This window comes from Variovorax sp. W1I1, from assembly GCF_030815625.1.
Taxonomy (GTDB): domain Bacteria; phylum Pseudomonadota; class Gammaproteobacteria; order Burkholderiales; family Burkholderiaceae_C; genus Variovorax; species Variovorax paradoxus_C.
Genome location: NZ_JAUSWZ010000001.1, coordinates 4,836,389 through 4,849,475 on the forward strand (window position 1 = coordinate 4,836,389; position 13,087 = coordinate 4,849,475).

Below are 13,087 nucleotides of genomic sequence, written 5' to 3' on the forward strand. Positions count from 1 at the left end.
CGGGGCATCTCGACTCAAGCGGCCAGCAGACTATTTACACAGCCTGCGAAGCCGGCTTTTTCATGGGCGCTGCCGCGCTATTGCGCGGCGACTGGCGCCTGCCCTTGCGGCTGTTGCGTCGCCTCGGTCGGGGGCGGCATCGCCACAGCGGGCATGGTGGACGGCAACATCCCGGCCGACCTTTGCGCGGGTGGCTGAGCCGGCGCCGGCATGGGCGACACGCCCGAAATCGGCGGAGGCGGCAGCCCCACGCTGATCGGCGCGCGCACCGGCAGTTGCAACGTGAAGGCCGGTGGTCCGTCGGCCTGCGCGCCGAGCGTCGCCGCGCGCACGCCCACCGACTGCAGCACGTAGTTGTCGCCGACACGAGAACCGACGCGGAACGGCTTGGGCGGCTTGCCGTCGATGGCGATCAGCGCAGCGCCTTGGTTCGACGGATCGGCCACCACGCCCACCAGCGCGAAGCGGCTGGCCGCTTCAGGGGCCGCGGGCGCCGAGGCCTGCGCGGAGACCACGCCGAGCAACCGCCCGACCGCTTCGGCATCTGCCGTGACCGAAGGCCGGGGCATCGCGGCCGCGGCGGCCACGGCATCGGCCGGCGACGAGAGGCGCAAGGCCCAGAACACCGCGGCGCCAGCGGCCAGCGCCCAAAGCCCCGTCGTTGCAAGTGGGGCATGCCAGCGGGCAGCGGAGTAAGGACTTGTCATGGGCGCGGATTATCATGCAGCGCGCTTTCCGAATCATGTCGCCCAACCTATGAACAAATTCCTTCGTGCCGCTTCCCGGACCGCCCAGCGCGGCTTCACGCTGATCGAACTGATGGTGGTGCTGGTCATCATCGGCGTGCTTGCCGCGCTGATCGTGCCGAACGTGATCGAGCGTGCCGACGACGCCCGCGTGACGGCCGCCCGCACCGACATCAACAACCTGATGCAGGCGCTCAAGCTCTACCGCCTGGACAACCAGCGCTACCCGACCGCCGAGCAGGGCCTGCAGTCGCTGCTGACGCGCCCGACCGTCGGCCCGGCCGCCCCGAACTGGAAGCCCTACGTCGAGAAGCTGCCCAACGATCCGTGGGGCCATCCCTACCAGTACATGAATCCGGGCATCAAGGGCGAAATCGACGTGCTCTCGTTCGGCGCCGATGGTCAGAACGGCGGCGAGGGCAAGAATGCCGACATCGGCAGCTGGCAATAGCAGCAAGACCAGCACGGCGCGCGGCTTCACGCTGCTCGAGCTGATCATCGTGATCGCGATCATCGCGATCGCCACCGCCAGCGTGAGCTTTGCGATGCGCGACACCAACGCCGCCAAGCTCGACCGCGAAGCCGACCGGCTCGCCGCGCTCCTCGAATCCGCCCGCGCCCAGTCGCGGGCCAGCGGCGTCGCCGTGCGGTGGCGCCCCGTCGAAGGCAGCTTCGTCTTCGATGGCCTTCCGGCCGATGCGATCCCGAGCGGCTGGGTCGCCGAAGGCATCACCGCCCAGGCCGCGCTGGGCAACGGCACGCTGGTTCCGGCGCTGCAGCTCGGGCCCGATCCGATCATCGCGGCGCAGCAGATCACGCTCTATTCCGCCGGCCCGCCTGCGCGCTCGCTGCGCATCGCAACGGACGGCCTGCGCCCCTTCACCGTCTTCCCCGTGCCATGAGATTGCGGCGCGGAAAAAGGGCATGGGCCTGCAGCGGCTTCACGCTGATCGAAGTGCTGATCGCGCTGGGCATCGTCGCGCTCGCGCTGGCCGCGGGCTCGCAGGCCACGATGTCGCTCACGCGCAATGCGCAGCGCCAGTCCGACCTCGTGCTGGCCGACCTGTGCGCCGAAAACGAACTCGCCAAGGCCCGCCTCTCGCGCCAGATGCCGGCCGTGGGCGACTCGGGCTCCATCTGCGTGCAGGCAGGCGCCTCGTTCAACGTGACGACCTCGACGGTGCCCACGCTCAACCCGAACTTCCGGCGCGTCGACGTGCAGGTGCGCGACGAGGTCAACTCGCCGATCCTGCGCATCTCGACCGTGATAGGCCGCTTCTGATGACGAAGACGAAGCAGAAGACATCGCGCGGCTTCACGCTGATCGAGCTGCTCGTGGCCATCTCGGTGATGGCGCTGCTCTCGCTCGTGAGCTGGCGCGGGCTGGACAGCATGTCGCGCGCGACCACGCAGAACCAGCAGCGCGCCGACGCCATCCTGACCCTGCAGGCCACGCTCGCCCAGTGGGGCGCCGACCTCGACGCGGTGACCTCGATCGCGCAGACCCGCCCCATCGACTGGGACGGCAACGTGCTGCGGCTCACGCGCCGCAGCAGCGATCCGACGGCGCCCGCCATGCTGGTGGTGGCCTGGACCCTGCGGCCGGGCGCCGAGGGCCCGCGCTGGCAGCGCTGGCAGTCGCAGGCCTTCACCACGCGCGGCGAATGGCAGCAGGCCTGGAACCTCGCGGCCTCCTGGGCGCAGGGCGGCGGCGCACAAGGCGGCTACAACGACGTGGTGCTGATGCCCGCCAGCGGCTGGCAGCTTTACTACTTCCGCGACAACAACTGGACGCCCGCGGGTTCGCTGCCCACGGCACCCACCCCGCCGGTCAATCCAGCCAACCCGGCCAACCCCGCAGGCCCGATCGTCAACATGCCCGACGGCGTGCGCCTGGTGATCAGCCTGCCGCCGGGCGACGGGCTGTCGGGCACGCTCACGCGCGATTGGGTCAAGCCGATCGTGGGGGGCGCGAAGTGATGACACAGCGCACTCCGGGACTCGGGCGACGTGCGCGCCGCCAGTCCGGCGCCGCGCTGCTCGCGGCGATGCTGACGGTGATGCTCGTCGCCACCTTCTCCGCTGCCGCGCTGTGGCAGCAATGGCGTGCAGCCGAAGTCGAAGGCGCCGAGCGCGCGCGCGTGCAGGCGGCCTGGGTGCTGATCGGCGCGCTCGACTGGTCGCGGCTGATCCTCGCCGAGGACGGCCGCGCCGGCGGCCCCGATCACCTGGGCGAACCCTGGGCGGTGCCGCTCGAGGAAGCGCGGCTCACCAGCTTCCTGTCGGCCGACAAGAACGTGTCGAGCGACAACCTCGACGGCCTGCCCGACGCCTTTCTCTCGGGCCGCATCGTCGATGCGCAGTCCAAGCTCAACGTGCTGTCGCTGGTCGATGCAGGCAAGCCGGTGCCGGCCAGCGTGGCCACCTTCACCCGGCTCTTCAACCTGCTGGGCCTGCCGGCCTCGGAGCTCAGCCAGATGACGACCGGGCTCGTGAGGACGCTGTCCACCGGCACCGACGAAGCCTCCGGCGGCGGCGATGCGGGCAATGCGCCCCTGATGCCGCAGGAGGTGTCGCAACTGGTGTGGCTCGGGCTTTCGCCATCGACCGCCGCGGCCATCGAGCCCTACGTGACGATCCTGCCGGTGCGCACCACGCTCAACCTCAACACCGCGAGCGCCGAGGCCATCAGCGCCAGCCTGGAAAACCTGCCAATCGCGACCGCGCGCCAGTTGGTGGAGAAGCGCACCCGCTCCTACTTCAAGACCATCGACGAGGCCAATCAGGGGCTGCCCAGCGAGGGTTCCCGCTTCAACGCCACCCAGCACGGCGTGGGCACCCAGTTCTTCGAGGTCTACGGGCGCCTGCGCCTGGACCGCACCTGGGTCGAGGAGCACTCGCTCCTGCAACGCAACGGTGTCACCGTGACGACCGTCTGGCGCACCCGCGGCGCCGGCGCAACGACGACTCCGGCTAAACCCTGAGTGCCGTTTACATATATTGATCAAAAAGCCTTATAACGCCCGTCACATCTGTCAACTACGCTATTCAAATAATAGCAATTGACTGTCAGACGCCCTCCTACAATCACCGGCTTTTCCGACCACCTCCATGACCCCGCTGCTGCTCATTGCCCCACTGCCCCCGGCCGACGCCGCGGGTGAGTACGACTGGGCCCAGGCCGGCGACGACGGCATTGCATTGCGCGACCAGGGCCGTGCGCTGCTGGCGCTGTTGCCCTCGGGCAGCGAAGTCACGCTCGGCATTCCTTCCGCGGCGCTGTCGTGGCACCGCGTCACGCTGCCCAAGGGCAGCATGGGCAGCGCGTCGAAGCTGCGCGCCGTGCTCGACGGCCTGCTCGAAGAACACCTGCTCGACGACCCCGAGGCCCTGCACTTCGCGCTCGAGCCCGACGCGAAGGCCGGCGCCCCCGTGTGGGTGGCCGCATGCAACCGCATCTGGCTTCGCAGCATCGTGCAGGGGCTCGAAGCGGCCGGACGCCGCGTGGTGCGCATCGTCCCCGAATTCGCACCGCAGGCCGCCGACGGTCCGCCGCTGCTGCAGATCACCGGCGAACCCGAAGCGCCGCAGCTCACCGTCTGCGATGCCGATGGCGTGGTCTCGCTGCCGCTGGCCGGCGCCGGGCTGGCGCTGTCGGGCAGCCTGCCGCTCGACACCGCCGTCATCACCACCGAGCCCGCGGTCGCCGAAGCGGCCGAGCGGCTGCTGGAGCGCCGCGTGCCGATCGTGAAGGCGCTGCAGCGCTGGCTCAACGCCGCGCGCACGCCGTGGGAGCTCGCGCAGTTCGATCTCGCCGCAACCGGCCGCGCGCGCGCCGGCAAGAAGTTCGCCTCCGTGCTGCAGACGCTGCGCTATGCGCCCGAATGGCGCGCCGCGCGCTGGGGCGTCGTCGTGCTGCTGCTGACGCAAGTGATCGGCCTCAACGCCTGGGCCTGGAAGGAGCGCGGCGCGCTCGAGTCCAAGCGCCAGGCCGCCAAGACCATCCTCACCCAGACCTTTCCCTCGGTGAAGATCGTGATCGACCCGCAACTGCAGATGACGCGCGAAGTCGCGGCGCTGCAGCAGGCCGTGGGCGACGTGGCCGCGACCGATTTCGAACCCATGGTCGGCGCGCTCGCCACCAACCTCCCGCTCGGCCGCACGCCTTCGGCCGTGGACTACACCAACGGCCAACTCCGCCTGCGCGGCCTCGGGCTGCAGCCGTCGGAGGTCTCGCAGATCACCGGCGCGATGGCGCCGCGCGGCTACAACGTGCGCACCGAGGGCGATCTGCTGCTCGTGCAGGCCGAGACCACTCCCCGATGAACTTCAGCGAACAACTCAAGGCCCGCTGGGCCGCCCTCGCGATGCGCGAGCGCCAGATGGTCGGCGGCGCCATCGCGCTCGTGGCACTGGCCTTGCTCTGGTGGATTGCGCTCGCTCCCGCGTTGCGCACGCTGGCCGCGGCACCGGCCGAACACGCGCAGCTCGATGCGCAACTCCAGCAGATGGCCACCTTGCAGAACCGCGCGAAGGCGCTGCAGTCGCAACCCCGGCTCGCCCGCGACGAGGCGCTGCGCTCGCTCGAAACTTCGGTGCGCGAGGGCCTGGGCGTCAACAACGCGCAGCTCATGACGGCAGGCGGCGACGGCGCCACCGTCACGCTGCGCGCCACGCCCGCCAGCACGGTCGCCCAGTGGCTCGCGCAGGCACGCGGCAATGCCCATGCGGTGCCGCGCGAAGTGCACCTGACGCGCGCGCCCGCCACCCCGCCGGCGCCCGGCAACAAGGACAAGGACGCGCCGCAGCTTCCGCAGGTCCGCTGGGAGGGCACCGTCGTGATGGCGTTGCCCGCCCCTCGGTGAACAGACAGCCCGGCATGGCGACGCGCTCCCCGCTTTCCGCACTCTCCGAGCCCAAGCCGCGGCGCGGCTGGCGCTGGGCCCTCCTCGGCATCCTGATCGGCGCGGTGCTGGCCGTGGTGCTGTTCGCGCCCGCGCGCTGGCTCGCCTCGGCGCTGTCGAACTGGAGCCAGGGCCGGCTGCTGCTGGTCAATCCGCGCGGCACGGTATGGAACGGCGCAGCCGCCGTGGTGTTCGCCAGCGGCACCGGCAGCGCGCAGGCCGTCTCGCTGCCCGGCCTCCTGCACTGGCGCCTGCGCCCGAGCTTCAGCGGCATCTTCGCCTCGCTCGACCTGCCCTGCTGCGCTCCGCGTCCGCTCGAACTCAAGGCCAGCCCGCGCGGCAACGGCGTGCTGCTCGACTGGCAGGACGGTCGCTCGCGCTGGCCCGCCACCATGCTCACCGGCCTCGGCGCGCCGTGGAACACGCTGAAGCTCGATGGCGCGCTCGACCTCTCCACCAAGGCCTTCTCGCTGCAGTGGGACGGCCCGGTGCTGCGCATCGCGGGCCAGGCCACGCTCGACGCCACCGACGTTTCTTCCAGCCTGTCGACCCTCAAGCCGATGGGCAGCTACCGGCTCTCGCTCGAAGGCGGCAACAGCCCCACGCTCCTGCTGAGCACGCGCGAAGGCAGCCTGCAACTGAACGGCAGCGGCAGCTGGAACGGCACCGCCTTCCGCTTCAACGGCGAAGCCAGTGCCGCGGCCGGCCGCGAAGACGCTCTTTCCAATTTGTTGAACATCATCGGACGGCGCGACAACGCGCGTTCGATCATCACCCTGGGTTGACCATGATGAAGCCACTGTCCACGCCCGGCGCCCGCCTCGGCATCGTCGCGCTCGCGGCGCGCCTGCTGATCGCGGCGTCCTTCCTGCAGGTGCTGCCGCCCGCCTTCGCGCAGGGCGATGCGCCGCGCCGCGGCGAGCCGATCACGCTCAACTTCTCCAACGCCGACATCGAGGCCGTGGCCCGCACCATGGCGGTGGTCACCGGACGCGACGTGGTGGTCGATCCGCGCGTCAAGGGCACGATGAACCTGGTGACCGACCGCGCCATCCAGCCGGCCGCCGCCTTCAACCAGTTCGCCTCGGCGCTGCGGCTGCAGGGCTTTGCGGTGGTGGAGGCCGACGGCCTCTACAAGGTGGTGCCCGAGGCCGACGCCAAGCTGCAGAGCAGCACCGTGAACACCTCGATCGGTGCCACCGCTTCGTCGGGCAGCAACCAGATCGTCACGCAGATCTTCCGGCTCAACTACGAGTCGCCCAACAGCCTGCTGCCGGTGCTGCGCCCGCTGATTCCGCCGAACAACACCATCAACGTGAACCCGGGCAACAACTCGCTCGTGATCACCGACTACGCCGACAACATGCGCCGGCTGGCGCGCATCATCGCGGCGCTCGACGTGCCCAACGCGTCGGACATCGAGATCATCCAGCTCAAGCATTCGGTGGCCAGCGACCTGCTGCCGCTGGTGCAGCGGCTGGTCGACGGCAGCGGTTCGGGCGCTGCACCGGGTGCTGCGCCGGGCGCGGTCGATGCGTCGTTCCGCACCACGCTGCTGGCCGATCCGCGCAGCAATTCGCTGATCCTGCGTGCCGCCAATCCGGCGCGCGCGCAACTGGTCCGGACGCTCGTTGAAAAACTCGACCGTCCGCCCGCGGAGAGCAGCAACGGCGCGGCCGGCAACATCTACGTGGTCTACCTGAAAAACGCCGATGCGGTGCGCCTTGCGGCCACGCTGCGCGCTGCGATGGCGGCGAACCAGCAGGCGACGCCGGGTACGCCCGGTGCCGCGGGCGGCGGCAGCAGCCCGGCGCCGCAGCAGGCCAGCTTCCAGCAGAACAACCAAAGCAGCATGGGCGGCAGCAACGGCCAAGGCGGCTCGGCGGCCGCCAACGCACCGCTCAACAACGCGAACCAACCCTCCACCGGCGGACAGATCCAGGCCGACCCATCGACCAACTCGCTGATCATCACGGCGCCCGAGCCGCAGTACCGCCAGATGCGCGCCGTCATCGACAAGCTCGACGGCCGGCGCGCGCAGGTGATGATCGAAGCGCTGATCGTCGAGGTCAGCGCCAACAAGGCGGCGAACTTCGGCGTGCAGTGGCAGAGCGCGCTGGGCAACAACGCGGTCATCGGCACCAACTCCAGCCTCAACAGGAACAACATCCTGGCCCTGACGCAGGCCTTGGCCACCCGCAACGCCGCGGGCCTGGCCGCCTCGATCCAGCCGGGGCTGAACCTGGGCATTGCCGGCAAGATCGGTGGCCAGTACATCCTGGGCGCCATCGCCAACTTCTTCAACAGCGATGGCGATGCCAACGTGCTCTCGACGCCCAACCTGCTGACGCTGGACAACGAAGAGGCCAAGATCATCATTGGCCAGAACGTGCCCTTCCCCACCGGCTCGTACGCGAGCACCTCGGGCTCGGTGGGCGTGAACCCGTTCACCACCGTGGAGCGCAAGGACGTGGGCCTCACCCTGCGCGTGCGCCCGACCATCAACGAGAACGGCACGGTGCGCATGACGATCTTTCAGGAGACCTCGACGGTCGACCAGAACTCGCTGGCCAACCCCAATGGTCCGACCACCAACAAGCGCTCGATCGAATCGAGCGTGCTGGTGGAAGACGGCGGACTGGTGATGCTGGGCGGGCTGCTGTCGGACACCTACAACAACAACATCGAGAAGATCCCGCTGGCCGGCGACATCCCGGTGCTGGGCAACCTGTTCAAGAACGAGAACCGCACGCGCAACAAGAGCAACCTGATGATGTTCCTGCGCCCGGCGGTGATGCGCGATGGCGCCTCGACCGAAGCCTTTGCCTACGACCGCTACGACGAGATCCGCGGCCAGCAGCTTCAGGTGCAGCCCAACACCGACAACGTGATGCTGCGCGGCGTGAACGCCGCCCCGGTGCTGCCTGAAGCGGCGCTGCAGCGCTCGAACAACCGCGGCAACGGCAGCACCCGCATGGAGGGCACGCAGCTGATTCCGCCGCCGCAGCCTTTGGCCGACACCCGCAAGCTCGCACCGAGCCCCCTGCGCGGCGCCCTGCCCCCCACCGCAGACCCGGTCTCCTCGCGCGAAATGCCTTGATGTCCATGCGTTACCCGCTTCCCTACGCGTTCGCACGCAGCCAGCAACTCCTTCTCGAAGAGGCCGACGACGGCCGCTACACGCTGTGGATGTCGGACCACCCCGCGCGCAGCGCGGTCGGCGAGGTGGCGCGCAAGTACAGCGTGCAGGCCTTCGAGGTGCTGGCCGATGCACCGCTCGCGCAGCGCATCAGCGCGGCCTATTCGCAGGGCGAATCGAGCGCCGCCGCGGTCGTGAGCGAAGTGCAGAACGACGCCGATCTCTCGCGCATGATGCAGGAGCTCCCCGCGGTTGAGGACTTGCTGGCCAGCGCGGGCGACGCGCCCATCATCCGCATGCTCAACGCGCTGCTCACGCAGGCCGCGCGCGACGGCGCGAGCGACATCCACATCGAGCCCTACGAGCGCACCTCGTCCGTGCGCTTTCGCATCGACGGCACGCTGCGCGAAGTGGTGCAGCCCAACCGCGCGCTGCACGCCGCGTTGATCTCGCGCCTGAAGATCATGGCCGACCTCGACATCTCCGAGAAGCGGCTGCCGCAGGACGGGCGCATCAGCCTGCGCATCGGCACGCGCGCGGTCGACGTGCGCGTCTCCACGCTGCCGAGCGCGCACGGCGAACGCGCGGTGCTGCGCCTCTTGGACAAGAGCGAATCGAAGCTCACGCTCGAATCGGTGGGCATGCTGGGCGACACGCTGCAACGCTTCGAAAAACTCATCACGCAGCCGCACGGCATCATCCTGGTGACCGGGCCGACCGGCTCGGGCAAGACCACCACGCTGTATGCCGCGCTGGCCCGGCTCGATGCGAGTCGCAGCAACATCATGACGGTGGAAGACCCCATCGAGTACGAGCTGCCGGGCGTGGGCCAGACGCAGATCAACGCCAAGATCGAGCTGACTTTCGCCAAGGCCCTGCGCGCCATCCTGCGGCAAGACCCGGACGTGATCATGATCGGCGAAATCCGCGATTTCGAGACCGCCCAGATCGCCATCCAGGCTTCGCTCACCGGCCACTTGGTGCTTGCGACGCTGCACACCAACGACTCGGTCAGCGCCGTCACGCGTCTCACCGACATGGGCGTGGAGCCCTTCCTCCTGAGCTCGTCGCTCCTGGGCGTGCTCGCGCAGCGCCTCGTGCGCAAGGTCTGCACGAGCTGCGCGGGCGCGGGTTGCGATGTCTGCGGGCAAACCGGCTACCAGGGCCGCACCGGCATCTTCGAACTGCTGGTGGCCGATGAAACCGTGCAGGGCCTCATCCACAGCAAGGCAGCCGAGAGCGAACTGCTCAAGGCCGGCGCGCGCGGCGGTCTGCGGCTCATGCGCGAAGACGGCGAACGGCTGGTGCAGGCCGGCATCACCTCGCGCGCGGAGTTGCTGCGCGTCACGCGCGACTAGCGCCGCGCTCTCGCCATGCCCGCCTATTCCTTCGAAGCCATCGACGCCAGCGGCCAGTCGCGCGAAGGCGTGCTGGAAGCCGACACCGCGCGCAGCGCACGCAGCCTGCTGCGCGCGCAGGCGCTGATTCCGCTGTCGGTCAAGCCGGTCGGCAGCGACCACATCAACGGCACCGGGCAGCGCAGCAGTCTTTCGCGCTGGCTGGGCGGCGGTAAGCGCGTCTTCAATTCGACCGGCCTTGCGGTGTGGACGCGCCAGCTCGCGGGCCTCGTCTCGTCGGGCCTGCCGCTGGAACGCGCGCTCACGGCACTCACCGACGAGGCCGAGTCCGAACCGCAGCGCAACCTCGTCGCCTCGCTGCGCGCCGAGGTCAACGCGGGCTCGCCCTTCGCGCGCGCGCTGTCGGCGCACTCGCGCGAGTTCTCGCCCATCTACACCGCGGTGATCGGTGCCGGCGAGCAGAGCGGCAACCTCGGCCTCGTGCTCGACCGCCTGGCCGACGACCTGGAAGAACGCCAGGCGCTGCAGCAGAAGCTGGTCGGCGCGGCGCTGTACCCGGCCATCGTCACGCTGGTGGCGATCGTGATCGTGATCTTCCTCGTGAGCTACGTAGTGCCGCAGGTGGCGCAGGTGTTCGCGGGCACCAAGCGCTCGCTGCCTTTTCTCACCACCGTGATGCTCTCGCTGAGCGCGGGCGTGCGCAACTATGGCTGGTGGATGCTGGGCGGTGTCGTGCTCTTCGCCATCGGCGTGCGGGTGGCGCTGGCGCAGGAGGCCTTCCGCCTCAAGTTCGATGCGGCCTGGCTGAAGCTGCCGCTGGTGGGCAAGCTTGCGCGCGGCTACAACGCGGCGCGCTTCGCGAGCACGCTCGCGATGCTGGCGACGGCCGGTGTGCCGATCCTGCGTGCGCTGCAGGCGGCCGCCGAAACGCTCAGCAACCGCGCGATGCGCGCCGACGCGCTCGATGCGCTGGTGCTGGTGCGTGAAGGCGCGCCGCTGGCCTCGGCGCTCGCGCAGAAAAAGCGCTTTCCCGGCCTGGTGTCGATGTTCGCGCGCCTGGGCGAGCAGACCGGCACCCTGCCGCTGATGCTGCAGCGCGCGGCCAACCAGCTGGGCGCCGAAGTGCAGCGCCGCGCGATGCACCTGGCCACCATCCTCGAGCCATTGCTCATCGTGGCGATGGGCGGCGTGGTGATGCTGATCGTGCTGGCCGTGATGCTGCCGATCATCCAGCTGAACCAGTTCGTCAAATAGCGGGAGTTGCGCCATGGCCAACCGGAGCTACCTGTTCGCAAGCCCCTTCGTTCCGGGCGCGGACACCGCGGGGAAGGATCCGAAACAGCTCAAGGGCCTCTCGGAGTGCAAGTACAACATCCCGCTGGTCTACCGGCTGTTGGTGTCGGCCGATGTGCAACGCTGCCGCTCGCTGATCTGGTCCATGCCCGAACCCACGGCGCTCGTGGGCTGCGCCGGTGCCGGCATCGACCGGCTCGAACAATTCCTGGCCCGCATCGACCACCCGGCCATCGGACCGATGCGCAACCAGGCGCTCGACTTCCTGAACCGCCACGCCGACCGCAACGGCTACATCTTTCTGGAGTGCGCCGAGGTTCTCGGCATGGACGACACGCCGCTCGAAACGCAGGCCGCGAGTCTGCTGCAGGGTGTGCAGAACATCGATGCGGAGGTCGAGGCGGCCCTGGCTCATCTGGCCCCGAAGAAAAAGGGCTTCTGGGACCGCGTCTTCACGCCCTCGCAGGAGAGCATCGAAGCGCCGCTGCGCGACCTGGGCCTGGGCTACTGGTCGAATACGCTCTACTTCTCGCTCGAAGACGCGCCTGACGACGCCACCTGAACTGCCTCCCACCATGCCAGTCACTCTCGAAGACAAACTCGTGGTCGCGATTTCCTCGCGCGCGCTCTTCAACCTCGAGGAAGAAAACCGCATCTTCGAGGCCGGCGACAACGAGGGCTACATGAAGCTGCAGCTCGACCGGCTCGACGTGCCGGCCGCACCCGGCATCGCGTACTCGCTGATCCGGAAGTTGCTGCGCTTCAACGACGACGGCGTGCAGCGCGTCGAGGTGGTGATCCTGTCGCGTAACGACCCGGTCTCGGGCATGCGCATCTTCAAGTCGAGCGCGGCCGCCGACATCAAGCTGCAGCGCGGCGTGTTCACGCAGGGCCGCCCGCCCTTCGGTTATCTGCGCCCGTTGCGCGCGCACCTCTTCCTCTCGGTCAATGCGCAGGACGTGCGCGAGGCACTGGTCGCGGGCTTTCCGGCCGCGCGCGTGCTGGTCGAATCGGTGAAGGCGAGCGATGCCTGGCCGAACGAAGTGCGCATCGCCTTCGACGGCGACGCGGTGCTCTTTTCCGACGAGGCCGAGCGCGTGTTCCAGGCCGAGGGCCTCGATGCCTTCCAGGCCCATGAACTCAGCAAGGCCGAACTGCCGCTGCCCGGCGGCCCGTTCAAGCCGCTGCTGGCCGCGCTGCATCGCCTGCAGATGGCGGGCAATGCGCAGATGCGCATTCGCACCGCGCTGGTTACCGCGCGCAGCGCACCGGCGCACGAGCGCGCGATCCGCACGCTGATGAACTGGAATATCCGCGTTGATGAAGCGATGTTCCTCGGCGGCCTGCCCAAGGGCGAGTTTCTGCGCGAGTTCGAGCCCGATTTCTTCTTCGACGACCAGACAGGTCACGTCGACGCGGCCTCGCGGCATGTGCCTGCGGGGCATGTGTCGAGTGGGATCAGCAACGAAGGCTGACCCTCAGGCGTCGGCCCCTTGCAGGGGAGCGACGCCTGCGGCCCGGCAACGCCGGTTCCGCGGCATCTCCAGAACGAAGCTCCCCGCTTTCTTGAGCGTTGCTTCGTGCGTCGTCACGCGCACGACTTCGCTCTGTCATCCCGCATTCATTGCGGCGTAACGCGCGCTTCTT

The 13,087-nt window shown here is 69.1% G+C and carries 14 protein-coding genes; 13 read left to right on the forward strand and 1 reads right to left on the reverse strand.

What is annotated here, in order from left to right; genetic code table 11:
* Positions 1-77: 77 nt before the first annotated feature.
* A complete protein-coding gene (locus tag QFZ83_RS22715) occupies positions 78-707 on the reverse strand; it encodes a type II secretion system protein N (protein ID WP_307510270.1) in 630 nt (209 codons plus the stop codon).
* A gap of 49 nt (positions 708-756) precedes the next feature.
* Here QFZ83_RS22715 and gspG point away from each other — a divergent pair, with 49 nt between their 5' ends.
* The 13 genes from gspG (at position 757) to QFZ83_RS22780 (ending at position 12,915) form a co-directional block, all read left to right on the forward strand.
* Positions 757-1,197 carry a type II secretion system major pseudopilin GspG gene (gene gspG, locus QFZ83_RS22720; RefSeq protein WP_013539627.1) on the forward strand — a complete coding sequence of 147 codons (441 nt, stop codon included), beginning with the start codon at positions 757-759 and terminating at the stop codon, positions 1,195-1,197.
* Positions 1,172-1,648, forward strand: coding sequence for a prepilin-type N-terminal cleavage/methylation domain-containing protein (locus QFZ83_RS22725; protein WP_306880214.1), 477 nt, complete (start codon positions 1,172-1,174; stop codon positions 1,646-1,648). Before gspG ends, QFZ83_RS22725 begins: the two co-directional genes overlap by 26 nt.
* Positions 1,645-2,028, forward strand: a complete 384-nt coding sequence (gene gspI / locus QFZ83_RS22730; protein ID WP_307510271.1) for a type II secretion system minor pseudopilin GspI — start codon at positions 1,645-1,647, stop codon at positions 2,026-2,028. Before QFZ83_RS22725 ends, gspI begins: the two co-directional genes overlap by 4 nt.
* A complete protein-coding gene (locus tag QFZ83_RS22735) occupies positions 2,028-2,726 on the forward strand; it encodes a type II secretion system protein J (protein WP_307510272.1) in 699 nt (232 codons plus the stop codon). Before gspI ends, QFZ83_RS22735 begins: the two co-directional genes overlap by 1 nt.
* Complete coding sequence (gspK, locus tag QFZ83_RS22740; protein WP_307510274.1) at positions 2,726-3,730, forward strand: type II secretion system minor pseudopilin GspK; 1,005 nt, start codon at positions 2,726-2,728, stop codon at positions 3,728-3,730. Before QFZ83_RS22735 ends, gspK begins: the two co-directional genes overlap by 1 nt.
* 127 nt (positions 3,731-3,857) lie before the next feature.
* Entirely contained in the window at positions 3,858-5,072 is a 1,215-nt protein-coding gene (gene gspL, locus QFZ83_RS22745; protein ID WP_307510276.1) for a type II secretion system protein GspL, read from the forward strand.
* Positions 5,069-5,611 carry a type II secretion system protein GspM gene (gspM, locus tag QFZ83_RS22750; RefSeq protein ID WP_306880217.1) on the forward strand — a complete coding sequence of 181 codons (543 nt, stop codon included), beginning with the start codon at positions 5,069-5,071 and terminating at the stop codon, positions 5,609-5,611. The genes gspL and gspM overlap by 4 nt, the downstream gene beginning before the upstream one ends.
* 14 nt (positions 5,612-5,625) lie before the next feature.
* Positions 5,626-6,435 (forward strand): type II secretion system protein N, encoded by an 810-nt coding sequence (gspN, locus tag QFZ83_RS22755; protein WP_307510277.1) that lies wholly within the window; start codon positions 5,626-5,628, stop codon positions 6,433-6,435.
* Between the two features lie 2 nt (positions 6,436-6,437).
* Positions 6,438-8,750 carry a type II secretion system secretin GspD gene (gspD, locus tag QFZ83_RS22760; protein ID WP_307510278.1) on the forward strand — a complete coding sequence of 771 codons (2,313 nt, stop codon included), beginning with the start codon at positions 6,438-6,440 and terminating at the stop codon, positions 8,748-8,750.
* Positions 8,751-8,755: 5 nt separating this feature from the next.
* Positions 8,756-10,147 (forward strand): GspE/PulE family protein, encoded by a 1,392-nt coding sequence (locus QFZ83_RS22765; protein ID WP_307510279.1) that lies wholly within the window; start codon positions 8,756-8,758, stop codon positions 10,145-10,147.
* A gap of 15 nt (positions 10,148-10,162) precedes the next feature.
* Positions 10,163-11,401: a type II secretion system inner membrane protein GspF gene (gene gspF / locus QFZ83_RS22770; RefSeq protein WP_013539617.1), complete on the forward strand. Its 1,239-nt coding sequence runs from the start codon at positions 10,163-10,165 to the stop codon at positions 11,399-11,401.
* A gap of 13 nt (positions 11,402-11,414) precedes the next feature.
* Positions 11,415-12,002: a hypothetical protein gene (locus QFZ83_RS22775; RefSeq protein ID WP_307510280.1), complete on the forward strand. Its 588-nt coding sequence runs from the start codon at positions 11,415-11,417 to the stop codon at positions 12,000-12,002.
* 13 nt (positions 12,003-12,015) lie between these two features.
* Positions 12,016-12,915, forward strand: a complete 900-nt coding sequence (locus tag QFZ83_RS22780) for a 5'-nucleotidase (protein ID WP_013539615.1) — start codon at positions 12,016-12,018, stop codon at positions 12,913-12,915.
* Positions 12,916-13,087: the final 172 nt, after the last annotated feature.